22 protein-coding genes, 1 tRNA gene and 1 pseudogene are annotated in these 22,666 nt (G+C 47.7%); 15 read left to right on the top strand and 9 right to left on the bottom strand.

From position 1 onward, the window contains the following. Positions 1–2: 2 nt before the first annotated feature. Genes ACQY6I_RS15135 through ACQY6I_RS15120 form a run of 4 tightly spaced genes read right to left on the bottom strand, consistent with a single transcriptional unit; the run spans position 3 to position 4,515 of the window. Positions 3–674 (bottom strand): DUF2931 family protein, encoded by a 672-nt coding sequence (locus tag ACQY6I_RS15135; protein WP_428242330.1) that lies wholly within the window; start codon positions 672–674, stop codon positions 3–5. 9 nt (positions 675–683) lie between these two features. Further along, entirely contained in the window at positions 684–1,340 is a 657-nt protein-coding gene (locus tag ACQY6I_RS15130) for a DUF2931 family protein (RefSeq protein ID WP_428242329.1), read from the bottom strand. A 9-nt stretch (positions 1,341–1,349) separates the two neighbouring features. Continuing rightward, the gene (locus ACQY6I_RS15125) at positions 1,350–1,988 is read right to left on the bottom strand and encodes a DUF2931 family protein (RefSeq protein ID WP_428242328.1); all 639 of its coding nucleotides are present in this window, start codon (positions 1,986–1,988) and stop codon (positions 1,350–1,352) included. After that, positions 1,975–4,515, bottom strand: coding sequence for a T6SS phospholipase effector Tle1-like catalytic domain-containing protein (locus tag ACQY6I_RS15120; RefSeq protein ID WP_428242327.1), 2,541 nt, complete (start codon positions 4,513–4,515; stop codon positions 1,975–1,977). The genes ACQY6I_RS15125 and ACQY6I_RS15120 overlap by 14 nt, the downstream gene beginning before the upstream one ends. A 207-nt stretch (positions 4,516–4,722) precedes the next feature. On the opposite strand from ACQY6I_RS15120, the gene ACQY6I_RS15115 reads away from it, so the two are divergent. Together ACQY6I_RS15115 and ACQY6I_RS15110 are read left to right on the top strand one after the other, a co-directional pair. Next, the gene (locus tag ACQY6I_RS15115; RefSeq protein WP_428242326.1) at positions 4,723–5,577 is read left to right on the top strand and encodes a HEPN domain-containing protein; all 855 of its coding nucleotides are present in this window, start codon (positions 4,723–4,725) and stop codon (positions 5,575–5,577) included. A 116-nt stretch (positions 5,578–5,693) separates the two neighbouring features. Continuing rightward, positions 5,694–6,844: pseudogene (locus tag ACQY6I_RS15110) on the top strand (IS630 family transposase). 376 nt (positions 6,845–7,220) lie between these two features. On the opposite strand, the gene ACQY6I_RS15105 reads toward ACQY6I_RS15110, so the two are convergent. Both ACQY6I_RS15105 and ACQY6I_RS15100 read right to left on the bottom strand, forming a co-directional pair. Continuing rightward, positions 7,221–7,808 carry a hypothetical protein gene (locus ACQY6I_RS15105; protein ID WP_428242325.1) on the bottom strand — a complete coding sequence of 196 codons (588 nt, stop codon included), beginning with the start codon at positions 7,806–7,808 and terminating at the stop codon, positions 7,221–7,223. Positions 7,809–7,868: 60 nt separating this feature from the next. Then, complete coding sequence (locus ACQY6I_RS15100; protein ID WP_428242324.1) at positions 7,869–8,036, bottom strand: hypothetical protein; 168 nt, start codon at positions 8,034–8,036, stop codon at positions 7,869–7,871. 368 nt (positions 8,037–8,404) lie between these two features. Between ACQY6I_RS15100 and ACQY6I_RS15095 the strand changes: the two genes are divergently transcribed. From ACQY6I_RS15095 to ACQY6I_RS15070, 6 genes are all read left to right on the top strand, one after another. Continuing rightward, positions 8,405–8,767, top strand: coding sequence for a helix-turn-helix domain-containing protein (locus ACQY6I_RS15095; RefSeq protein ID WP_428242323.1), 363 nt, complete (start codon positions 8,405–8,407; stop codon positions 8,765–8,767). A gap of 219 nt (positions 8,768–8,986) precedes the next feature. Next, positions 8,987–11,392 (top strand): DDE-type integrase/transposase/recombinase, encoded by a 2,406-nt coding sequence (locus tag ACQY6I_RS15090; protein WP_428242322.1) that lies wholly within the window; start codon positions 8,987–8,989, stop codon positions 11,390–11,392. Between the two features lie 2 nt (positions 11,393–11,394). Next, positions 11,395–12,456: a TniB family NTP-binding protein gene (locus ACQY6I_RS15085; protein ID WP_428242321.1), complete on the top strand. Its 1,062-nt coding sequence runs from the start codon at positions 11,395–11,397 to the stop codon at positions 12,454–12,456. A 12-nt stretch (positions 12,457–12,468) separates the two neighbouring features. Further along, a complete protein-coding gene (locus ACQY6I_RS15080) occupies positions 12,469–13,770 on the top strand; it encodes a TniQ family protein (protein ID WP_428242320.1) in 1,302 nt (433 codons plus the stop codon). Positions 13,771–13,873: 103 nt separating this feature from the next. Then, a complete protein-coding gene (locus ACQY6I_RS15075; protein WP_428242319.1) occupies positions 13,874–14,497 on the top strand; it encodes a hypothetical protein in 624 nt (207 codons plus the stop codon). A 1-nt stretch (position 14,498) separates the two neighbouring features. After that, a complete protein-coding gene (locus ACQY6I_RS15070) occupies positions 14,499–15,662 on the top strand; it encodes a helix-turn-helix domain-containing protein (RefSeq protein WP_428242318.1) in 1,164 nt (387 codons plus the stop codon). Positions 15,663–15,672: 10 nt separating this feature from the next. Here the strand turns inward: ACQY6I_RS15070 and ACQY6I_RS15065 are convergent, their stop codons facing one another. Continuing rightward, positions 15,673–16,632, bottom strand: a complete 960-nt coding sequence (locus tag ACQY6I_RS15065; protein WP_428242317.1) for an ImmA/IrrE family metallo-endopeptidase — start codon at positions 16,630–16,632, stop codon at positions 15,673–15,675. Continuing rightward, on the bottom strand, positions 16,632–16,952 hold the full coding sequence (locus ACQY6I_RS15060; protein ID WP_018013692.1) for a helix-turn-helix domain-containing protein: 321 nt from the start codon (positions 16,950–16,952) through the stop codon (positions 16,632–16,634). Before ACQY6I_RS15060 ends, ACQY6I_RS15065 begins: the two co-directional genes overlap by 1 nt. A 135-nt stretch (positions 16,953–17,087) precedes the next feature. Between ACQY6I_RS15060 and ACQY6I_RS15055 the strand changes: the two genes are divergently transcribed. The 7 genes from ACQY6I_RS15055 to ACQY6I_RS15025 all read left to right on the top strand — a co-directional run bounded on the left by ACQY6I_RS15055 (position 17,088) and on the right by ACQY6I_RS15025 (position 22,514). Continuing rightward, on the top strand, positions 17,088–17,264 hold the full coding sequence (locus ACQY6I_RS15055; RefSeq protein ID WP_011399984.1) for a hypothetical protein: 177 nt from the start codon (positions 17,088–17,090) through the stop codon (positions 17,262–17,264). Next, positions 17,264–17,635: a metal-dependent hydrolase gene (locus ACQY6I_RS15050; protein WP_428242316.1), complete on the top strand. Its 372-nt coding sequence runs from the start codon at positions 17,264–17,266 to the stop codon at positions 17,633–17,635. Before ACQY6I_RS15055 ends, ACQY6I_RS15050 begins: the two co-directional genes overlap by 1 nt. A 9-nt stretch (positions 17,636–17,644) precedes the next feature. After that, positions 17,645–18,802, top strand: a complete 1,158-nt coding sequence (locus tag ACQY6I_RS15045) for an SAVED domain-containing protein (RefSeq protein ID WP_428242315.1) — start codon at positions 17,645–17,647, stop codon at positions 18,800–18,802. Next, the gene (locus ACQY6I_RS15040; protein WP_428242314.1) at positions 18,795–19,982 is read left to right on the top strand and encodes a nucleotidyltransferase domain-containing protein; all 1,188 of its coding nucleotides are present in this window, start codon (positions 18,795–18,797) and stop codon (positions 19,980–19,982) included. The genes ACQY6I_RS15045 and ACQY6I_RS15040 overlap by 8 nt, the downstream gene beginning before the upstream one ends. A 1-nt stretch (position 19,983) precedes the next feature. Further along, a complete protein-coding gene (locus tag ACQY6I_RS15035) occupies positions 19,984–20,655 on the top strand; it encodes a hypothetical protein (RefSeq protein WP_428242313.1) in 672 nt (223 codons plus the stop codon). Further along, entirely contained in the window at positions 20,636–21,958 is a 1,323-nt protein-coding gene (locus tag ACQY6I_RS15030) for a hypothetical protein (RefSeq protein WP_428242312.1), read from the top strand. The genes ACQY6I_RS15035 and ACQY6I_RS15030 overlap by 20 nt, the downstream gene beginning before the upstream one ends. 277 nt (positions 21,959–22,235) lie before the next feature. Continuing rightward, positions 22,236–22,514, top strand: a complete 279-nt coding sequence (locus tag ACQY6I_RS15025; protein WP_428242311.1) for a hypothetical protein — start codon at positions 22,236–22,238, stop codon at positions 22,512–22,514. Here ACQY6I_RS15025 and ACQY6I_RS15020 read toward each other — a convergent pair. Beyond that, positions 22,493–22,569 (bottom strand) — tRNA-Ile (locus ACQY6I_RS15020). The two genes, ACQY6I_RS15025 and ACQY6I_RS15020, sit on opposite strands and share 22 nt — an antisense overlap. Between the last annotated feature and the right edge of the window lie 97 nt (positions 22,570–22,666).

Below are 22,666 nucleotides of genomic sequence, written 5' to 3'. Positions count from 1 at the left end.
GATTATTCCGTTTCTATAGCATCTGTTTTGTCCGGTTTTGGAGGAATCAGATCCAATACCTCTGGCGGCAGAAAACCTGTTCTTACCTGTTCACGGGTATCCGCGCTGTAGATATGAACATCCCCTTCCGCCACCGTGGCTTTGATGCGGGGAGTCAGTTCAAAGAAATGAAACTCAAAGTTTTTCGGGCCTTCCGGACATCCGAGCTTTACGCAGCTTTCGTCCCACCAGAGCTGGATCTCCCCCTGACCGGAGATTCCAGTGATTAAAGAAGGAAAATATCTACTGGAAGGATAGCGTTTAAGCCATTGTTTAATCTGTTTTTGCTTATCCTCAGGAATCTCCGCCGTCGCCTCATAAAAAGTTTGATTACGATAGGAAAACCAACGCGCCCGCACCGTATGAGGTAGGGGAATCCAGCCCATACTGGCAGATTTACCGCCAGGTGGCCGTTTGCTGACATCTCCGGTTCCCCCTGATAACGAACCCACCGGAATCTGCCATCCTTCGTTGATGATCAAATACTCCACCCAAATTGGCCAGCCGGGGCCACCAAGCCCTCCGGTGTCAAAGCCATAATCGTAGGTTTTTTCTTCGCAGGCAGTGAGTAGTAGTGATAGCAACAATAGCCAGTGCAGAGATTTAAGGCTGTTCATACCGCGTCTATTTGCCATCACGACGGATCACTCGGTTTTGTCCGGTTTTGGAGGAATCAGATCCAGCACCTCTGGTGGCAGAAAACCTGTTCTTACCTGCTCCCGAGTATCTGCGCTGTAGATATGAACATCCCCTTCCGCCACCGTGGCTTTGATGCGGGGAGTCAGTTCAAAGAAATGAAACTCAAAGTTTTTCGGGCCTTCCGGGCATCCGAATCCGATACAACCAACATACCACCAAAGTTGCATTTCTCCTTTGCCGCTAATCCCGGTTGATAAAAGTGGCAGAAATTTTCCCCTGGGATATTTTTTTAACCATCGCTTAATCTGCTTTTGCTTGTCCTCAGGAATCTCCACCGTCGCTTCATAAAAGGTTTGATTGCGATAGGAAAACCAACGTGCCCGTACCGTATGAGGTAGGGGGATCCATCCTATATTGGCAGATGCTCCGCCAGGTGGCCGTTTGCTGACATCTCCGGTTCCCCCTGATAACGAACCCACAGGAACCTGGCCAGCCTCATTGATGATCAAATACTCCACCCAAACCGGCCAGCCGGGACCGCCAAGCCCTCCAGTGTCAAAGCCATAGTCGTAGGTTTTTTCTTCACAACCACTGAGTAACAGTGACAATAACAATAGCCAGTGCAGAGATTTAAGGCTGTTCATACCGCGTCTATCTGCCATCACGACGGATCACTCGGTTTTGTCCGGTTTTGGAGGAATCAGATCCAGCACCTCTGGCGGCAGAAAACCTGTTCTTACCTGCTCCCGGGTATCCGCGCTGTAGATATGAACATCCCCTTCCGCCACTGTGGCTTTGATGCGGGGAGTCAGTTCAAAGAAATGAAACTCAAAGTTTTTCGGGCCTTCCGGGCATCCGAGTCCGACACAGCTTGCATACCACCAAAGCTGAATTTCACCTTGTCCGGCAAAGCCTACCGATAGATCCTGAAGATACTTTTCCGTCCCATACTTTTTTAGCGACTGTTTAATCAGTTTTTGTTTGTCTTTAGGGATTTCTACAGTCGCTTCATAAAAGGTTTGATTACGATAGGAAAACCAACGCGCCCGTACCGTATGAGGTAGGGGGATCCATCCTATATTGGCAGACTTGCCACCTGGTGGCCGTTTGCTGACATCTCCGGTTCCCCCTGATAACGAACCCACAGGAACCTGGCCAGCCTCATTGATGATCAAATACTCCACCCAAACCGGCCAGCCGGGGCCGCCTATCCCCCCTTCCCGGAAACCATAGTCATAGGTTTTTTCTTCACAGCCACTGAATAACAGTGACAGTAACAATAGCCAGTGCAGAGATTTAAGGCTGTTCATGTTGAGTCTCCGGCGCGGTGGCCTGCTCTGGGTGGTTATCAAATATTTGCCGCTTTTTATGGCCATTGACCACATTGGGGCGATCCACTGGATTACCCTCCCGCTCCGAGGTGTGGATATATTCAATCAGATACTGTCGGGCGGTGCTCATATGACCGCCGGCCTGTTGCCACATGTCATATACTTTTTGCAGACGTTGAGGAATCACATAACGCACATCATCAGGGGGGATCGGTTTGAGCGGAACGCCATGCTGCCGGGCTTCATCGATCATGTGATGTAAGGGATAAACAGCCAGTTCTTTCAAGGTGGCCTTACGAATTTCCTCAATGATATCCAGGTTGGTGACATTCGCATAATGACCTCGGGCTTCAATTTCCCGTTGTTTGGCGCGCAACAGAATACTGCCATCATTGCAGCCACCATGTATTTTGACGGGAATGACCTCCCAGTTTTCAAAGCCTTTGCCCGTGGGGTTTTCATAGCCCCCACCGACATCACAATGTACGCCTGGAGCAATCAACTCAATGGCATTGGAGGGCAGGCGATGAGTGACATCGGCCAATCGGGTGGATGGAAAATTATGGCGTACTTCATGTTCTGCCACGATATGCATAATACGCTCAGCGCTGTGCTCGTTCAGATTCAAATTAAAATCCAGATTTTTTTCATCACCTGGCCAGCCAAAACTGCCAACGGTATCCCAGAGGCCGACAAAACTGACCCTGCTTTTGAGGTGTTGTGGAAAGGCTTTGACTTGTTTTTTCACCGGTTGTATCGGAAAAGCAAGGCTCCACAATGGATTAGCGGCCTCGAGTTCCCAAATGGAAATTTGTGCCGGCCACTCGTTAATCAGATTGACAAAGTGCCGGGAGAGAGCCGCACCACGGCTGAAACCAAAAACATCGAACACCACTTCGTCGTATTCTTGTTCATTTAAGTAATCATTCATTCGTTTAAGTGCCCGCTCGATCCGGGCATACCCACCCGTTTTCCCCATACCAAACCCCAGGCCGATTTTATCATCCCTGGCTTTGAAACCATCCTTGGTTTGATGACCGGTAATGGTACCAACCCCCGGAATATAGATTGCCTGTGTAGTGATGATTTCATTACCCTGCTGGATACTCTGCTCCTGATAAAGGTCATGCATTTTTGCCACATTGGAGATATCACGGTCAGGCAGTTTTTCGTCGTTATAACGATCCTGATTGGTGCCATCGAAAAATAAACCCAGTCTCAGAATACGTTTGGGTTTGGACAGGTTTTTGGAGGGTTGATACGCCCAATTGGCCCCGATGCCAGGCACCGACAGGGTTTTCTGCATCAGGCAGTTGTGTGGCCCGGTCAGGGTGAATACTTTGTCCTGTTGACGTTGTAACTCAGCCAGCTGATGCAGATGCAGGCCAATCTGTTGCAGGTTATTGAAGTAAGGGGAACGGTTGCCTGAGAGATGTTCCGGCCTTGGCTGGGTGCTCTGACATATCAACGCAGTCAGTGCGGCTTCTCTGCTCCAGGCGGCTGGGTCGCTGTACCCCAGCTGTTTTGCGACGGCATTCAAAGGTTGCAGCCATGCTTCGTGGGCTTGCAGGTAAACAAGGTCAACCATGCACAGCCCGACATTGGGCAGGATAATGCCCTGTACACCCAGGCTTTGTTCTAACTGGTTGGTAAGTATTTGTTTTTCAGTGCTGTGGGCTTGACTGAAGCGTCTGGAAAATACGTCCGGGCGCTGGCTTTTTTGCTCCCATATTTCACGGGCGGTATTGAACAGTGGCGTCAAAGGCTGGCCGTCGTCTTGGAATAACGCCGCATCCATTTTATTGGCATCACCGGGGTGCAATATTTCGGTGTTGATCAGGTGTAGCGGTTGAACCGTGCGGGGCCAGTCTTGGATCGCTTTGGCATTCTGTCGTTGTTCGCTCAACTGTTCGCAGGCCTGCTGAAGGCCATCATGAGTCTGTTGCCACTGTTCGGCACTCACTGCTGTGCCCACTTCATAATGAATCTGTTCCGGACCAAACAATGACAGCTTGCCGCTGCTGCCATTCAAACGGTTTTGAAAGGTTTGGGTTGGTGTGGTGATGAGATAGTCGCTGAGCACACTGGTACTCAAGTCTGGATAGAGATACTGCAACTGGGCAAAGTATTCAGGATTATAAATATCATCCACACCCGGCTTGCCAGCTGGCAAAGTATCGGTAATGTCTGCTGTCCAGACTGGTGTTGGTTTATTCAGATTACTTCTGGGTTGGGCCGGCTTAGTGGAGCCGTGTGCCTGGCGAGGTCCGAGTTCATAGACAATCCCCTGTCTCTGCAGATCATGATGAGCCATGAGTGACAGTTGCCCATCCGCTTGCAGCACAAAAACATGCAGTTTGCTTTGCTTTGGAGTAAACGCTTTTGCATCTATGGGGTATTGGTAAGTCGCCTGCCAGCACAAAGGGTTAAGAGAATAACCACGGCTGAGAATGTAATCTTTAACGGTTTGAGGCAGGGCGCTGATGTCCTGAGAGGGGGTACTCATGATGTCCATAATCCTTGAGTGTTGGTTTATCCTGCAATGGCACAGCTCCCGCCATTCGTTGTATCGGGGGTTGTAACAGAAATATGACAACGGCTCTATGGCCGTGTGATGAGTTTGTGAGAGTTTTAACAATACGTAGCAGCGGCCAGATGAACCAAGCCCATCCGCCATATTGGCACCTCTACCTTAAGCCGATAGAATGCCCCGATGAAAACAACACTCGATCATCTCCCCCAAGACAAACAACAGCAGCTTCGCCAGGCGGTGGAGATTATTGTAGCCACCGTAAAGCCGGATCTGTTGATCCTGTTTGGCAGTTATGCCCGAGGTGATTGGGTGGAGCATATGGAAGAGGACGGCATTCATTACCGTTATCAAAGCGATATGGATCTGCTGGCCGTGACCAAAGGCAAGCGACAGGCCAACAAGATAGAGCTCAATAATGCTCTGGAAGACCGGTTACTGGCTGAGATTCCCACCACCATCAGCCTGATTGCCGAAGATATCCAGTTTGTGAATGCCCGTCTGACCAAAGGCCAATATTTCTTTGCCGATATCTACCGCGAAGGCATCCTGCTGCACGACAGTGGCAGGCTGACCCTGGTGGAACCCCGGGAACTGACCTTGTCAGAACGGAAAACCGTGGCGCAGACGAATTTTGATTATTGGTATGAGTCATCCATAAAACAAAAAGAATACTTCGAAATCGCCATGTCCAAGAGTGATTTTCGGGAAGCTGCTTTTTTTCTGCACCAAGTCACCGAACGGCTTTACTCCATGATCCTGCTGGTGTTTACCCACTACAAACCCAAACTGCACGACATCAAAAAACTGCGAGCCCTGACCGCCAGTATCGAACCACAGTTTTTATCCGCATTTCCCCAAAGTACCCCCTTCGAACGCACCTGCTTCAAACTACTGCGACACGCCTACGTCGACTCCCGTTACAACCCCGATTACCACATCACACCCGAACAACTGCAATGGCTGGCCGAACACGTCAGCTACCTGCAAACTCTCGCTGAAAAGCTATGTGTGGAGAAGATTGATAGTTTTGGGTGAGTGGTTTTTGGGGGTGGCCAAAATGTCTAAAAAATATCTAGTGTCCTGAGTCAGAAATTTATTAAATAAAAGATGGTATTGTGTTGGCTGTTGCCCTTTCCTTCATGGAGCTTACTATGGCTGGTCGTCCGCTCGCTGAATTGATATTAAATGACGATGAAATTGATCAGTTAGAGTCCTGGACTCGTCGCCGTAAAACATCACAAGCACTCGCTTTTCGATCTCGAATCATTCTAGAGTGCGCACGAGGGCAAAGTAACACCGTTGTTGCCGAGAGGCTTTCCACGTCGAATCAAACCGTGTGTAAGTGGCGAAGTCGTTTTCTTCAATATCGTTTAGATGGACTTATGGATGCCCACCGATCTGGCACGCCTCGCAGCATCGATGATAAGAAGATTGAAGATATCATTACTCGTACGTTGAAAAGCAAGCCTAAAAATGCGACTCATTGGAGTACTCGAACGATGGCCGCTGAGGTCGGTGTTTCTCAAAAAAGTGTGCAGCGAATTTGGAAAGCATTTGGGTTGCAGCCGCATCGACAAGAAGCCTTCAAACTGTCGACAGATCCTCTATTTGTTGAGAAAACTCGGGACATAGTCGGTTTGTATATATAAATCCGCCTATGAACGCCATGGTGCTCTGCGTAGATGAGAAAAGCCAAATACAAACCCTGGATAGGACTCAGCCGATCTTACCGATCATGCCTGGTATTCCAGAGCGTGCCACCCATGATTATATGCGACATGGAACCACAACATTGTTTGCAGCACTGGATATTGCGACAGGCAAAGTCATCGGGGAAGTACATCGACGGCATCGAAGCGAAGAGTTTTTAAAGTTTCTGCGAACGGTAGACAAGAACACTCCGGAGATCTTGGACATACACCTTGTCATGGATAATTACGGAACACATAAAACTGAAAAAATTAAGCGTTGGTTTGCACGTCATCCGAGATTTCAAGTTCACTTTACACCGACCTCAGCTTCCTGGCTGAAACAAGTTGAGAGATGGTTCGCTACATTGACTGAAAAACAGATAAAGAGGGGTACGCATCGATCGAAACAGGCTCTGGAAAAAGCCATGAGATAATTTTTGACTCTCAACAATGAGTCGCCAAAGCCGTATATCTGGACCAAAACGGCCGAGGATATTCTTCAGAGTATCAGTAGATTTTGTTTGCGAATTTCTGACTCAGGGCACGAGTGCCGAAAATGTTGCCCGTTGATGAATGGGGAGAGCTGGTGGCCAAGATGCAGACCGTTTTAAAGACAAATGTCAAAACTGACGCGCCACCGGATTACGGATGTCTTCCGAAGTTAGAATTGGTGTCGAGCCGATGATACCCGCCTAGGGGGCGTGCTGCCATAGGAGTGAGTCGCATGTTAATCCAACCTCTCCAGTCAGGGCGGCTTGACCGAAACACTGGCCGTGACCTGACCCTCGAAGCCTTAGGCAGAAATGTCTAGGGCTTTGTTGTCTATGTCGATAGCACCGACGCACAGCGCCTTTGTGCAGGCTTTATCGAACTCAATAACAATATGAGGGTGAGTGGCTGATCGTCGCCTGCGTAAGAGTCGGGTTGTGCGGTCGCTGCGGGCGGCGCTGGCGGATTTCGGCGGTCATCGCTGTTAGGGTATGGGCTTTACGGTTTCGTGCCTGCGCTAGGTTTTGCGGGTGCGGCTGGGGCTTGCTGTTGCACCCCGAAATATTCCGCCCAGAGGCTCCGTAGCATGTCCTGCCGTTTATCTTCGGAAATGAGTAGTACTGATGCGCCAATAATTAAGCAGGTGACAAGAAATGAGGAGACTATGCCTGGAATGCCTGATAGCAACCATGCGCCGAGCTTTTCATACCATGTTCGATTGGCGTGCTGGTAATTCTTGATGTTTTGACAGAGCTTCCGCTTCTCGTTGGCTAGATCTTTTTTGTGTTGCTTCTCTAGCTGGGCTTTTTCTTTCTCGAAGCCTGCGCTGATATCTGCTTCGAGTTCGCTGAATATCTTATTCAAGAAGTTCTTGGCTTTTTCTCGATAATCATCGAGCGAGTTATTCTGGAGGGTCTGGTCGTGAAAGGTTTGAACTTGCTGCTGGATGTACTCTTCGTTCTTGCCTTCCTTTCTAAGGGATGTGGCAAGAGTATGCTTCTTGTGTTTGTAAAGAGCGTAAGCTATCAGGCCAATTGAATCCTGATCATCCTTAACGAGCGATTCAAAAACCCATTTTTTAGTCAAGTTTGTTCCCCAAAATAAAAACGCCCCAATAATGGGGCGCTTGAAATACTTGCTTAACTGTTAGGCGCTGATAGCTGACAGAGCCTTTGCCGATACGTTTTTGATATAGCGCTCCCGGTCTTTTGACACAGTCTTTTTGCCTGATAAACGATCAGAGCTAAAGCTGACTGAGATTGCTACCTTGGTGACTGCGCTTTTATTTTTCGTATCTTTTTTAGCAGCTTTCATATTGACCTCCTTGAAGGGGGCATATGGTACCCACTACAGCAGTATAGACACTGGCAACTTAAAATAGTAGTGATTTTTTCTTGCTGTTCAGGTCGTTAGCCAGATGTAAGCGCATGTAAGCATTTTTTGGCGCGCTTCATTGTGTGGCTACTGCTGAAATGCTGCTACAATCATAACCTGTCCGCATTTTGTAACCATATCTTGGCCGCCGAAAGTGCAATATAAATTACACTTTGAAGCAGTTCCAGCCGAGAAACTGCAATATTTATTAACATATTGAAAAATAAAGAGAAATTTTCTCTATTATTCTTTACTCGCTCTATTTGATCCAATAATTTTTTTTAAAAATTACTGGATCGAGTGAAGTGATGACACCATTTGGTAATGTCCTCTCACAATTACGGCATAGCCGAAAACTCCAGCAGCGTGAGTTGGCAGAACGTATTGGCGTTCAGCCTTGCTATATCTCCGCGATGGAAGGCGGCAAGAAGGGACCACCTTCAAAAGCCGTCATGCACAAGCTGATCGAAGCACTCGAACTTTCCCCTGAAGAAGCCGATTCCCTAACATCTTCCATTGGCCCATCTGAGCGCGTTTTCCGTGTCCCGGAAAGCGTCAGCCTGGAGGAGTATGCCTTTTTGTGGGAACTCAGACAGAGGCTTGGTTCTTTGAGTGGGGAAGAATTGGCCATTATGACCAATGCCCTGCGCCTTGGCGGGGCGAACCGGTAACAGCGCTAACCAATAGAGGAGCTAAATCCATGATCTAGAAACAAAAAAGCCGAAAACAATGGCTTGCTTTCGGCTTATTTGTGAAGGGTTACCTTCGATGTGGTAATCAAAGTATCCCTCCCAAATTCCCGACCGTCAAGCCCTCAACTTCACGAAGTCATGTTCGAGGCTTGGTTGCACCCAGAGAAACGCGCATCCGGCCCCGGCGAGGGGATACCTATGCATACTGAAAATGAATTACACGACTACCTCTACCGTAGCGGCCACAACCTGTCGCTGGCTGCCATCGACTACATTCGCCAGAGCTGGATCAATCCGTCTCGGATGGTGGGAGCTTATGCGCAGAGCAATGTAGTTTCCTTTGTGCCCAGCCGAAAACTCAATGGCAAAACCTACTCCACTGAGAGCCGCTCACCGGAACGCTCTTTCTTGATTCTGTGCGAGTTTGACGAGGACGTTATTTGTGCCCTGGATCAGCCCGATCCAATACAGATACAACAGACCATCAAGAACGGCATCAAACGCTGGGGAGGCTACACCCCGGATGCCCTGATCCTCACCCGAAATGGCCCGAAGGTTGTTGAGGTAAAAGCCTCTACCGAGGTGGACGACTTTCTTGTCAGCAAAGCAGAAGACTGGAAACGCTATGAGTCGGGTGAAATTGTGTTTGAGCCAGCACGGAAAGCCTTTGCCGAAATGGATCTTGAGCATGTGGTGTATGTGTACCGCCAGGAGGATCGATTTCTGGTTGAGAATCTGGATCAGTTGCTCCTGTCCAGAAAGCACGAAGCCGAGTTGGTTCTGGATGAGGAGCGATTAACCAAGCTAATGCACAATGCATTTGCGATGACGCTTCATGATCTAAGGGTAAAGTTAAAGCTCAAAGATATGACCCCGCTCATCCACGCCATCGAACGAGGGCTGTTGGCCGCTGATCTCAAGCAGCACCGGCTAGCCGATGCCAGAAACTGTCTGGTTTCTTTGAATGAAGACCTGCTTGACCACGCTATCGAGCTGCGTAACAAGCAACGGGTGTACTGGGATGGATTGTCTGAGCACAGTGACTTAACGCTGATACCGACCTTAGAGGCCGCTGAGAAAGCTATCACCAGGTTGGACAAAATAAAATCCGAGCGCTCTAGTCGAAGTATCCGCCGCTGGAAGCATCAACTCAGAATCGGGCAGGAGAATAACCTGACTGAATTTCAATCGCTGATCCCGATGATACATCTTCGCGGGAACTGTAATCGTAAGATTCCAGCAGTCGTCGATGAGCTCTTAATGGAGTTCCTGCTGAGCACTTACATTCACGAGCAGGGCTTGTCTATTTATCGGGGGTACATGCGCTACAAATCTCTGGCGCTGGATACTCACCCGCAGTTTCGACCTGTCTCGCGCCATACCTTTACGACCCGTCTTGAGCAGATCCCCGGTGAAGTGATTGGCGAAGCCAGAGGTGGTAAGCGCAAACGCAATGCGATGGGTGCACCAACTGACCCAGAAAAGCGCGGGTTAAAGGCCAGTATTCCCTGGCAAAGGGCGGCAATTGACCACTACCTTGCCGATATTTATCTCGTGGTGTTTACCCGTACGGGTGAGGTTTATGTAGAGCGCCCTTGGGTAACGGCCATGGTGGATCTTGCCACGTCCAAAATTCTGGGGTTATCCATCTCGTTCAGCTCTCCATCGCGTCGGTCTGTAGCCAAGGTAATGCGTGATTGTGTGCGCAGACACGGCAAACTGCCGAGAGAAATCATCGTAGACCGAGGTCCAGACTTTAAGTCGGTGTACCTGGCATCTTTCATGGCCCATTACGGCTTGATACTCAGCCTGCGCCCGTCTGGATACCCACAATTTGGAGGGGAAATGGAGGGTTTCTTTGGTGAGTTTGTGAAGCAGTGGTTATGCCAGCGCCCCGGCAACTTGGCGGACTACAAAGAAGTGCGCTCCGTCGATGGCAGCAAGGCACCGAAGAAGGCCGCGATACTCCAACCGGTGGATTTCTATCAGGAGCTTTGGGCATTTTGTGAATGGCGCGAAAACAAATGCCGGGGAACGGGAGCCAATTCAATCGAAGTCGCCTTTACGGAGGGGGCCGAGCTGTATCCCTTCTATGCCAAATCCATTAACTACGATGCTGAGTTCATCACCGTGACTGCGGTGGAAACTAAGAAGTACAGCTTTAGCTACCAGCGCGGCATCAACATAAAAAACACCTGGTACTACACCCCGGCACTACGCAAGCTGAATGGTCGCAAGAAAAAGGTGGATGTACGGCTCGACCCGGAGAATCCCAACCTGATTTTTGCGCGGGTAGAGGATAAATGGGAGCCCTGCTATAGCTCCGGTATCAACGCATATTCGGCCAAATGTGCAGTTCACCAGCTTGTGGAAGGCATGATCAAGCATGAGACGTTTGGCCTCAGAGAAAAAATCAGTGAGCAACATGACTTGGAGTTGGCCAGAAAGATTCGCGAACTGGATGAGTTCAAGGAGCAGACCAAAACCACCCCAGTGCTGGAGGTGCCCATTCCCGAGGGTGAGCCGGATAACACCGAAAGTCTATTCAGCCAATTAGCCAACGCCACAGTGCGCCCCATCAACATTCAGCAATGGAGTGCCTGATCATGGATGAATTGAATAACATCGATATTACCCGCGTGACGAACCTCAACTTTAAAATTCCCCATCGAAACTGGAAGCAGGCGTTGGCTGAAGCCTACATACTAATGACGACAGCGATGCCTGGCGAAGTTATTTGTATCTATGGGCCGTCTCGCGCAGGAAAGTCGTCGATGCTCCTAGAGCTAAGAAATGCGATCTGCGGCAACCCCAAGCAGAACCAGAATGAGATGCCATTTGTGCTGCTTGAAATAGCCAATAATGGTGGCAAGGCAGCATTTAGCTACAAAGCATTTCTGCTGGACATGCTAGAACTAATTCAACATCCGATTTATTCAACAAGAAATTCTGGGGGTTGGTCAGATTTCACAAAGAGTAAAAGGAGCGAACGTGCAACAGAAGTGGTGCTTGCTCAGGCGCTGGTTGAACCGCTTAAAAATATGAATACCTTGTTTTGGGTGTTGGACGAGGCTCAGCATGTTCGGTATGCCGGGAAAGATGTCTTAGCAGCTTCTGGTGTAATGGATGCAATAAAAAATCTTGCCAAAAAAGCCAGTGTCGTCCTTGTTATTTGTGGAACTTACCCAGTATTGCAGTCAATAAATTATTCGGGACATCTCGAAAATCGTAAACATGATGTGCATTTAGCGAGATATCGCAATACTGATGATGATCTGAAGGAGTTTATCTGGATACTGGATAACTATGGCTCCAATCTGGACCTTGCCGCACCGCTAGGGTCATTAAGAAATTGCGCGGAGATACTCTACAAAGGAAGCTTTGGCTGCATAGGATCTGTCAGGGCAATTTTGTACCGAGCTTCAGTTTATGCTGCGCTAGAACACAAAAAAATCAACTTGTCCCATATCCAGCGAGGACTGAAATCCCCAAATCAACTTGTTACAGCAGCAATGGAGATCTGGGATGGCGAGCGACTGCTTGGGAGTGAGCCTTGTATGGTTCTTGAAGAAGTGGTTATGACCCAAACCGCGATCGCGAGGGGCAAAGTTTCCGGGAAGCCATTTCAACGAAAACCGAAGCGCTACGATGCTGGAAATCGGCTGTAAGGAGGCCGCATCATGCCTACGTGGAAGCTGTTTCCGATTCCCATGCAGGGCCAGAGCACTGTGGAAGTCGAGTCGCTGCCGTCATACCTGCTTCGCAGCGCCTACGCTCATGGTGCTTCGGGTGGAGTGCTGCTCCAGGTGATTCATGAACTGGGTGGGTGTAGCCAGAAGACTAGACCAAGATGCATTGCCGGTAAGCATGGCATAGCTACCCTGGCGAGGGTAAATCAGTTTACGAGGGAGCTGCGCGATCGTCTCGCAGAGTTTACGGGGCACGATATGAGCTGCGAGCCCCTGCGCTTTCTAGACAGTCAGGTGTACTGCATCAGCACAGAGATTGGGACCTTTCGTTGGTGCCCTGAATGCTTGGCCGAAATGGCGCGTATTGATGCGCCACTTTACTTCAAGCAGCTATGGCATATGACAGCGGTTGGTCATTGCCCGGTTCATCGGGTGCGTTTAAGCGAGTGCTGTGAATTTTGCGGAAGCAAACAGCATTCCCTCAAGGCAAAGCATCCCGTTGGCTATTGTGCTGAATGTGGTGAGCCGCTGTTCAATCGACGGACACCTCTCTCAACAAAAGATATTCAGCCATCATGGGAATGCCCCTCGCATGACGTACTGGAAATTTTTGAAAAGGCTGCAAGGCCAGGAATGACAGTCAGTGGATGGTTGGAAGCACGTTCGTTTATCCACTCAATGGCCGTATCGGCTGACCACGGAAGGAGGAACTCACATATTACTGGTGAGCTACGAGAACTGCTCTACGAGTGTAGGCGCAATTGGAGAGACAATTGCCGCCTGATTAGCCTCCGGCGGTTGGCTTACCTGATGAATATGTCACTTTACGATTTACTAACCTGCTCCAGCACAGCCTACCCGCTGCCGTATAGCGCTCCTGAACTAAAGTCCTTACCCGAGCACCTGAGGCGCCGCAAGAAGACCGTGCGTAATCACAAGTATGTATACCAGAAGCTAGTTCTCTATCTGGAGGGGCAGCAAATACCGCCAAGTTTGAAGCAGGCGGCAAGATTTGCGCAGGTATCACCGGGATATCTTGAATACCGCTTCCCCAGTCTAGTTCGGCGAATTGTTGAGTGCTATCAGGCCTACCGATCCCAGACCGCCTTAGTGAATCGCTACCGCGCCCAAGCTGCCGCACTCAAGTTCTTTACTAAGGAACGCTATGCGGACCACATCCAGTCCCGCAAAGAGGCGTATCGGGTGCTAAAGGAGGAAACCGGCTTGCCCAAGTGGGTGTTGAAGAATGCCATTCAGACCGCATACAGGGTGTTACAGGTGGGAGCCGGGTAATCTACCAGTAGATTCAGGGGGGGGCTGGAGTCTCTTCTTGTTTTTTTTCCTCATTTGAGGTATAAAAACCGGAAGACTGAAGCTTTATCCCGGAGACAGCTGAATGAACGATCAACTACACACTGAAGAAAATGCCCTAGATCGGTTATCCCAGCTGGGTATTCCGATGACTGCACTCACAGAGTCCGTATGGCAAGGTTACCTTGCACGGTCTCGCACCACGAGTAATCACCCTCGAATCGCTCGTGGGATCATCATGTGGGCAGAAGTCGTTGCAGTTTTGAGAGAGCAGCTTATATCCCATGGTTGGATTAAAGAGGATAAAGGCAACTACGAACTCTCTGTGAATCAGAAAGCAGGTTTGGCCATTGTCGTTACTACTGGCGATGAAGCAACCGGCATGATCGGGGCGATGCCTTCAAATAAGTGCCCTAAGGGTGTAAATACGGCTGAAGCCGTTGAGACCAACAATCAGCTGGACATGTTCAGTGAGCTATTACCTGCAATTGAAGATATTCAAGGCCTTACAACGTGGGTATTGCTGATGCATTTGGCTACTGATGAGGTGCGTTGCGAGCTCTCACTGCCATCCAGTATATCTAATGGCAAGATCAATGGCTGGAAAGAACGCATTATTTTACCGAGCATGCCGTTGAATGATGACTCAATCGAAATTCAAGCACCTGATTTGCCAGATATAGAAGTACCTATCAAGAAGAAGGCATAACATGTTTAACAATACTCGTTTTGCTCTCGCGCGAAAGCGCCGAGGGCTAACAAAGCGGGCATTGGCGAAAGAAGTGGGTGTAACAGATCGGTCGATTACTGCTTATGAGAGCGGTCAAACCGTGCCTGAAAGCCAGACTATTGAAAAGATCGCGAGCGCACTCCGTTTTCCGATCGAATTTTTCTTTGCTGATGACGTAGAAGAGCTACCCGTTGAGGTGGCTAGCTTTCGTGCGCTTACCAAAATGACAGCTGCCCAAAGAGACATCGCGCTTTCTGCTGGATCTGTTGCGTTACTTTTGAACCAATGGATCGAAAACAAATTTGATTTGCCTGCGCCAGATTTTCCAGAGGATTACAGAATCTCTTTGGATAAAAGGTCAAAAACGGATAAAGGACAGCAATCGTCTGAAGGAGACCAATACCCAAGCGGGAGTCATGGCAATGACCCGGAAGCGGCCGCCGAAATGCTTCGCCGCTACTGGGATTTAGGTGAGCTTCCAATCAAAAACATGATCGCATTGCTTGAGGCTAAGGGTGTGCGTGTCTTCTCGCTATCTGTTGATGCCAGGGAAGTTGACGCCTTTTCCATGTGGTATGGCGACATTCCTTTTGTATTTCTCAATACCAAGAAAACAGCGGAACGTTGCCGTTTTGATGCGGCACATGAACTCGGTCATTTGGTTATGCATCGTCACGGTGCTCCCCAAGGACAAGAAGCGGAAAAAGAAGCGAATGCCTTCGCGTCGGCCTTTTTGATGCCGCGGAGGAGTGTTCTGGCCAATGCGCCGAGATCGGCGACTTTAAAAAGCCTCATCTCCCATAAAAAGTACTGGAATGTGTCTGCTGCTGCACTTAACTACCGGCTACACTCGCTCAACCTGACAACCGACTGGACCTATCGAACGCTATGTATTGATTTGGCCAAATTAGGACGGGATCACGAGCCGGAACCTTCACCTTTTGAAACATCGCAAGTACTCAAAAAGGTATTTGCTAGCCTTCGTGAAGACGGCATATCAAAAAGTGATGTTGCTAGGGAGCTGCTGGTTCAGCCGGAAGAGCTGGATGAGCTTACCTTTGGCTTAATGTTGAATGCTTTGAGCGGCAACTCTCAAGTAGATCGGACTCAAAGACCTCGGCCAAGTTTGAAGTTAGTTACATAGATTTTTCATGCTACTTGGGTGGCAGCTTTTTCCTGTCGCTCAGCAATCTAAATCCTTTATAAGGAAGTTGCCCATTCTTAATGAAGTTTGAATAGGTATCCGTGAGCAGGGCTTCCTCTTCGTTATCTTCGCTTTTTGTTGTGTAAACCACAGTGTCACTAAGGATCAACACCGTTAACGTTTTTCCATATTCCTCGGAGTAGATGCTGTGCTCAATGACCTCTTCATCAGAGAACCATATTCCAGGACCGTGCTGTAACCCATTCCTAGCGTTTGGGTCATAGCACTCCCTGGCAGCGGCTGAGTTTTCTGGAATTTCAATACATCTTTTCCTCGTTGGGAAGTACCTGCCCGACTTGTAGGCTTTATTGCTCGATTTTGACCAATGCATAAAGCCTTCTTCTGATAGCAATGCAATGGCTCTCTTTTTTGTAAACTCCAGCCATCTTAGTACTGCAGCAGTTAATGACACTCCGTATCGATCTGCGCAATGAGACATTAGGTCAAAGCAGAAGGGTTGATTGTCTGCCTGTTTTCGGAAATCGTGTGCGGGCATTAATAAAGAGGCGGCAAATGCATTTGCTTCAGCCTCAATATCAACGGTTGTTTGATCTTTGCCTAGCATGTCGTTCTCACCACATTCGAAGCGTCCTGACGCTCGGTTGTGCCGATGAACCATATAGTGTCCTAGCTCGTGCGCCAAGGTGAAGTTTTGTCTACCTTGATGTTCAACATCGGTATTATAGAAAATTGCCCATTCATTCTTGGTTTCATGCCGAGCGAGTACGCCATCAATTTTTCCGATGCTGCCACCTTGAACTTCAGTTATTGGGTCTGGATTAAATGAGGGGGTTAACTCCAGCGCAACCCTTTTCACATCAACAGGAAAGCGATCAGAATCAGAAAGGCCCATGTCTAAAAGCTTGGTAAGCCTATTAGCTTCTTTCAGGGGGCGCTTCTCTTCAGACATTATTTCTTGCTCCAGGCATCTATCATATCCATGATCTTGTCTCGGTCACCTTTATCCAATCCACCCAGTTTGCGGAAAAAGACCTCTTTTTCCTGATCCTCGGTGATTTCAGCCTGTGAATTATCGACAAGAAACTCTGTTGTTACATCTAATGCTTTAGCAATCAGGGTAAGTTTCTCTGCTGACGGGCGTTTTACCCCCTTGTTTTCAATCTCCCAAATGTAGCTCTTGCCGGACCCGATTTTTTCCGCAAGTTGTTCTAATGTAAGGCCTTTTTTCTTGCGGAGCTCTTTGATTTTTGCTCCTAATAGGTTGGCCACAGAATTGTCTCCTTAGGCTAAATCTTAAAAGTTCATTATAGACATACAAAAAATGCTTGAAAAGATAATTTAAGGGCCATATATTAGGTTCTGTGTATTGAACTTTTTGTATGTTTATATTTTAGGAGAAGAAAAATGGCAACAAATCCACCCAAAGGCGATGGCCACCGCAATGGTGCAGTTCGTGATCGCTCTCAAACTCAGACTCCCAGTGGCCACTGGGTAAAGCGTGATGCTGATACTGGCCGCTTTATGGATGTTAAAACGACTGACAAAACACCATTTAAAGGTGTCCGTAAGGAGAAAAAATAATGGCCAGTGGTAAGACGCATTTGGCCGTGGGTGCAGCGGTTGGCTTAACCGTTGCGCTTGCGGATCAGAAAAAACACAAAGTAAGTCACCATCCAGGTACTGGCATAGCGTTGGGAGCCCTATTCGGAAAGGTTCCAGATATTCTGGAACCTTCACTCGGCAACCCACATCATCGTCAGTTCTGCCACAGCATATTGGTTTTGACAACCTTGGGGTTTGGGCTAAAGCAAATGTATGACTGGCATCCTGATGACGGGGTACAGAAATGCCTCAGAGGTCTGGGGTTGATTGCCGGATGTGCCTACGTTAGCCACTTGCTGTGCGATGCCGCAACACCACGCTCGTTACCGGTATTAGGTAAGCTTGGTTGAGGTGTGATTATGAGAGCTAAGCCAGCCAGAAACATTAAGCCACAGGTGCAAAACATGCTTTGGGGTGTTGCGGCTGGCCGTTGCCAGTTTCGCGGTTGTAATAAGCCGCTTTGGAAAAACGAAGCAACCAATCTGCAAGCAAACATTGCACAGAAAGCACATATTTGGTCATTCAGCGATGATGGGCCACGAGGAAATGAAGGCATCGCAGAGGAAGATATCAATAGTATCGACAACCTGATGCTTGTTTGTCATGGCTGCCACAAGCTGATTGATGATGATTTAGATGGGGACACGTTCTCTGTTCAGTTGCTCCAGGGTATGAAAAGGCAACATGAGCATCGAGTTGAGTTGGTGACTTCGGTTGAGCAAAACATGAAATCTCACCTACTCTTATATGGCGCCAATATTGGTGATCAAGGCGCTGTACTGCGTTTTGAAAATACAGCGGCGGCTATGATTCCTGATTACTATCCAGTAAGTAACCTACCATTGGAAATCAGTTTAAAAAACAGCAATTTTCAGGATCACGACGACTTCTATTGGGACTTGGAAAGCAAACACCTTGCGAAAGCCTTTAACGAAAAGGTAAAGCCAGGGATCACTTCCGGAGCTATATCGCACTTGTCCATTTTTGGCCTTGCCCCACAGCCACTGCTGATGAAACTAGGATCGCTCCTTACCGATATTCCAGAAATAAGAGTATTCCAAAGGCACCGAGAGCCACAAACATGGAAATGGCAGAATAATGAGTCTGAATTGCACTTTATCCTTGAAGTGCCGAAAAACCCAGGTGAAAAAATAGCGATTAACCTATCGCTAAGTGCCTCAATCAACAATGATCGAATTTATCGTGTCCTTGGTGATGATGTTTCCATCTGGACATTGACTGTTGACTCTCCTCATCGTGATCTGATACGCACTGAAGCTCAGCTAATTATGTTGCGCGAGAAGATCCGAGTTGTTCTCGATCAGATTAAAAGGCTTGCTGGTGATCGGAAAGTTCTCCATGTATTTCCAGCGATGCCGGTTTCTGCCGCAATTGAGTTCGGACGAGTTCATATGCCGAAGGCCGATCTTTCACTTCGTATTTATGATCAGAGTAAAAAACGTGATGGCTTCATTAAGGCTGTCGACATTGGTTTGGAGGATGGTTTTGATGAGTAAGCAGTACAGTATTTTCTTGGAAAAAGCGGCAGAAGCACTTGATATACCACCAAGTAAATATAAGCAGGCTGTTTCTCGATATGAAGCGGTCGGCACTTGGTTGGAAAGTGGAGAATATAATGGTCAGATTGAAGGGGTGTGCATATACCCGCAAGGTTCTTTCCGGCTTGGCACGGTGATTCGCCCCTATAAGGACCATAAAGATCAGGACTACGATATAGACCTTGTTTGTGAATTAGGCGCTGCAGTTACATCTTCTGATGCAGAAGAGACCAAACATCTGGTGGGTAACAGATTAAAAGAACACGAGCGTTATCGGCAGATGCTGGATAAAGAGGGTAAGCGGTGTTGGACATTGAACTATGCAGAACAAGATGGTGTCGGTTTTCATATGGATGTGCTTCCATCTGTGCTGTCCCTGACGGGTGTGTCTCAAACAACGATTTCAATTACCAGCAAGATCGACGATGGGTACGAATGGTGTTCCAGCGACCCAAAAGGGTATGCGGAATGGTTCAAGCATCGAAACCGAGTAGCATTCGAACGCGATGCGCTGCGTCAGAAGCGGTCTATTTCATTAAATTTTCAAGATACTTATGCCTCTATTGAAGATGTGCCCGATCTTCTGGTAAGGACGCCGTTGCAACGTGCAATACAGCTACTAAAGCGACATAGGGATGTAAGGTTTAGCGATCGAGCTAACTGGAAATGCGCACCAATCTCAATGATCATTACAACGATCGCAGCACATCTTTACCGAAATGAAAGTGATGTTTTTCAGGCCTTGCAAAATATCATATTAAGCCTTGATGCTCATGTTCCTTTACTGCATGGACGAGAAGTAAGTGCAAATTTTTTCAACCAAAAGATCATCCACAGATTGCCTGACGGAACCTGGTATATCGGAAATCCTGTTAACCCCGATGAGAATTTTGCTGACAGATGGCATGAAGATGGCAATGCCAGGGCAAAAGCCTTTTTTCAATGGGTAGAAATGCTTAAAGAGGACTTTGTTAGTGCAGCCACATTTGGTGATGCGGTTTTTAAGGAGAAAATGGAAGGTCTCTTTGATAATGCAATTGCTAACAAATACCTACCCAATAGCACACCAAAAGTGGTTCCTCCACCAGTAAGGAATGTGAGCATATCGGCAGCCCCAAAACCCTGGAGGAACGGTTAGGTTGCTTCAGGAGCAGATTCAAGAGCTGATTCAATTTTACCCAGGTTTGAGCGAGACGAATCAGTCAAAGTTTGGTGTAACTGTCTCCGGATCAGTGGCTTTTGAGGCCTCATTTGGAGGCCGCGAAATTTCCGACGTATTCGATGTTGAGATGTTTATTCCCCATGAGTTTCCTGACGCGCATCCAGTGGTTTGGGAGGCTGGGTGTCGAATAAACAAGGATTTTACTCATGTCAACATTGATGGAAGTTTCTGTCTTGCACTTCCGCTGGATATTAATGAAGTGCTTAGTAATGACCCAAGCCTTCTTGGTTTTGTCGATAACCTGCTGATCCCGTACTTGTACAGTTATTGTTATTGGGAAAAGTTTCAAGAAATGCCGTATGGAGAGAGGAGTCACGGTGCAAAAGGCTATTTGGAGTACTACCTAGACCTCTTCAATACAAAAAATGTGAACTCTGTACTGCGCGGCGTGATTGGTTTGTTAGTAGACGGTTACAGGCCTCATGAAAAATGTGCCTGCGGAAGCGGGAAAAAAGCCTTACGCTGCCATCCTGCTGAATCCAAGAAAATTGCGAAATCACCGTTTAAAAGCCGAATGATTCGGGAAGTTAGAATTATTTTGGATTCATTAGAAAGTCAAGGTAAGTTGAGTGTATATAGTGATCAATGAGTTTATCAAGCCGTATATTCAGATGTTCTACGGGGCCGCTTATAACATCCAGCAATCACTAGAGGGATATGGATTATCTTCATCAAATTTTCTTGAGTTTGATGGCTCCGGCAAGATTGTTGAAAGTTATTGGTCTCCTGCTCAAGCTGCACTTGTTCCTGCATTTTTTATGACCGCCTATTTCGTTTTCGTATTACTGCCGTTAGCTCTTTCGGCGGGATACGTTCTGAATAGAAGGAAGGGAGCCATATTTTCGTTAGGCATTTTGATGCTTCCTGGCATTCTTAATCTGATCGGTTGGTGGCCAAGTATAAATTTTGCGCCAGAGGAGTTTACTATAAGTGGTGCCGGGGTCATGGGTGAAGCATTTGGCTATCTTCCGTTACTTATTGTCGGACTGATAACTGGGTGGTGTATTACTGTAATCATTTATGACTCTTTTTCCCTGAGTGATAAGTTTCGAAACGTGTATGACCATCTTTGGTATTGTTCAGCCATAGCGGCCGGCCTCTTTTTTATTGCTGATTCGAGCGTCAATAAACACAATCAAGATTTGGCAATGGAAAGTGAATTCAGCAAGCAAGCTAGTGCCTACCTGGCAAGACAGCTTAGAGATTATCATCGCTTCTGTATTGAGAAAGATATAACGGATTCTGATTCGTGCGCATGGGCATCCAATGTTCAGCAAACGCTTACCGATTATATTTATTCTGACCCCGTGATATTTGTTGAATTTGGGCCAAAAGAAACTTCGGACATTTATTTCCCGTTTTTAAATGGAGTTAATTCGAAGGATGCTTTAAAAATCCGGGGGGAGATTAGAGCCTACAATGAGTTAAAGTGCCCCGTTAGACAATTAAGCTTCACCTCCAGGCAGTACTCAAAGTCTTCCACTGTTTGCGAACGAGCGCCTGCCAATTTTTGCCGATCATTTCCTGAGCCACCTAAAGGCTTTGTCAATGAGTCGATTGCTCTTCAGACGGTGGCTTTGGCAAGCGAATGCATTGTTCCTACGCTAGTAAGGTCGCGTTCAATCCAGGAGGGTTTGGTTTCCAAAGTCAAAAGCGATTTACGCAATAGGCATTTTAAATGGTTGTATTTTCTATTGTTTTCACTGGTTGCCGGAGGGAAAATAGCAAATGCAACAACAAAGCTAGCTTCGTTGGATACACGTCCAGCTAGTGAGCGGCGAAGGTTGGTTAAGCTGGTTGTCCAAGTCGTTAAGTGGAGTTTGGCGGTTATGTGTACATTAGTACGACTAGCGTCTAATTTGATACGCAGATTTCCTGGCCAAGACTTGTGAATCTTTCTAACGTTTTAGGTGTTTAAAAGCGTTGAAGTTGGTAGATTTAATGACAAAGGCCGGAAAAATCATAACAGATTGATTTTTCCGGCCTTTGTCATTTTTGATGGGTTGGTTGAATCCCAATTCAGGCCAACCTTTATGACGTTCCCCAATAACCTGCGACTTTTTCAAATTACACAGAGTTGCGCGCCATATGCGTAATTACGCAAACCATGCGTAATCGTGCGTAATTTTAATTGAGTGAAGACATTCATGCCTGCGTAGGGGAAAAGTTATGGCTAAGTTGGAGATTGGAAAGGACGGCTTGACTGTCGAAGGTGAAGAGGATTGGGGGTTATGGCTGGATTTTACTATTTGGCTTGCGGCCAAATTTGCTTACTTATGGAAGCATAACCCGGCTAAAGCGGCCAAGTTGTGGTTTCAATACCAGAAAGTAGGCGGACAATTTAGGTCCCCTATGGGACCAAAGTTTGGCCAAAGCGGACAATCTATGGTCGCAACAACATTTAGTAAAAAAACAATCAGGAAAAATGGTGGGCCCACCCCGACTTGAACGGGGGACCTGCCGATTATGAGTCGGATGCTCTAACCAACTGAGCTATGGGCCCATTTAACCTTGGTAGGTTCAGCTGATGTCTGAAGCGGGTGCCTCGTTCAGCTGCGGGCGGGGATTATAACGGGGCTTTTGCTGAAGTGCTAGTGCTT

Origin of the sequence: Gynuella sp. (assembly GCF_050297175.1) — a bacterium.
GTDB lineage: Bacteria > Pseudomonadota > Gammaproteobacteria > Pseudomonadales > Natronospirillaceae > Gynuella.
Note: the sequence above shows the minus strand (reverse complement) of the source record. Positions and strands in the feature narration are given on the sequence as shown.

What these genes read in the sequence shown, in the direction of transcription:
- ACQY6I_RS15135 (WP_428242330.1), bottom strand. Translation starts at nt 674, where the DNA reads ATGGCAAATAGACGCGGTATGAACAGCCTTAAATCTCTGCACTGGCTA.
- ACQY6I_RS15130 (WP_428242329.1), bottom strand. Translation starts at nt 1,340, where the DNA reads ATGGCAGATAGACGCGGTATGAACAGCCTTAAATCTCTGCACTGGCTA.
- ACQY6I_RS15125 (WP_428242328.1), bottom strand. Translation starts at nt 1,988, where the DNA reads ATGAACAGCCTTAAATCTCTGCACTGGCTATTGTTACTGTCACTGTTA.
- ACQY6I_RS15120 (WP_428242327.1), bottom strand. Translation starts at nt 4,515, where the DNA reads ATGAGTACCCCCTCTCAGGACATCAGCGCCCTGCCTCAAACCGTTAAA.
- ACQY6I_RS15115 (WP_428242326.1), top strand. Translation starts at nt 4,723, where the DNA reads ATGAAAACAACACTCGATCATCTCCCCCAAGACAAACAACAGCAGCTT.
- ACQY6I_RS15100 (WP_428242324.1), bottom strand. Translation starts at nt 8,036, where the DNA reads ATGAAAGCTGCTAAAAAAGATACGAAAAATAAAAGCGCAGTCACCAAG.
- ACQY6I_RS15095 (WP_428242323.1), top strand. Translation starts at nt 8,405, where the DNA reads ATGACACCATTTGGTAATGTCCTCTCACAATTACGGCATAGCCGAAAA.
- ACQY6I_RS15090 (WP_428242322.1), top strand. Translation starts at nt 8,987, where the DNA reads ATGCATACTGAAAATGAATTACACGACTACCTCTACCGTAGCGGCCAC.
- ACQY6I_RS15085 (WP_428242321.1), top strand. Translation starts at nt 11,395, where the DNA reads ATGGATGAATTGAATAACATCGATATTACCCGCGTGACGAACCTCAAC.
- ACQY6I_RS15080 (WP_428242320.1), top strand. Translation starts at nt 12,469, where the DNA reads ATGCCTACGTGGAAGCTGTTTCCGATTCCCATGCAGGGCCAGAGCACT.
- ACQY6I_RS15075 (WP_428242319.1), top strand. Translation starts at nt 13,874, where the DNA reads ATGAACGATCAACTACACACTGAAGAAAATGCCCTAGATCGGTTATCC.
- ACQY6I_RS15070 (WP_428242318.1), top strand. Translation starts at nt 14,499, where the DNA reads ATGTTTAACAATACTCGTTTTGCTCTCGCGCGAAAGCGCCGAGGGCTA.
- ACQY6I_RS15065 (WP_428242317.1), bottom strand. Translation starts at nt 16,632, where the DNA reads ATGTCTGAAGAGAAGCGCCCCCTGAAAGAAGCTAATAGGCTTACCAAG.
- ACQY6I_RS15055 (WP_011399984.1), top strand. Translation starts at nt 17,088, where the DNA reads ATGGCAACAAATCCACCCAAAGGCGATGGCCACCGCAATGGTGCAGTT.
- ACQY6I_RS15050 (WP_428242316.1), top strand. Translation starts at nt 17,264, where the DNA reads ATGGCCAGTGGTAAGACGCATTTGGCCGTGGGTGCAGCGGTTGGCTTA.
- ACQY6I_RS15045 (WP_428242315.1), top strand. Translation starts at nt 17,645, where the DNA reads ATGAGAGCTAAGCCAGCCAGAAACATTAAGCCACAGGTGCAAAACATG.
- ACQY6I_RS15040 (WP_428242314.1), top strand. Translation starts at nt 18,795, where the DNA reads ATGAGTAAGCAGTACAGTATTTTCTTGGAAAAAGCGGCAGAAGCACTT.
- ACQY6I_RS15025 (WP_428242311.1), top strand. Translation starts at nt 22,236, where the DNA reads ATGGCTAAGTTGGAGATTGGAAAGGACGGCTTGACTGTCGAAGGTGAA.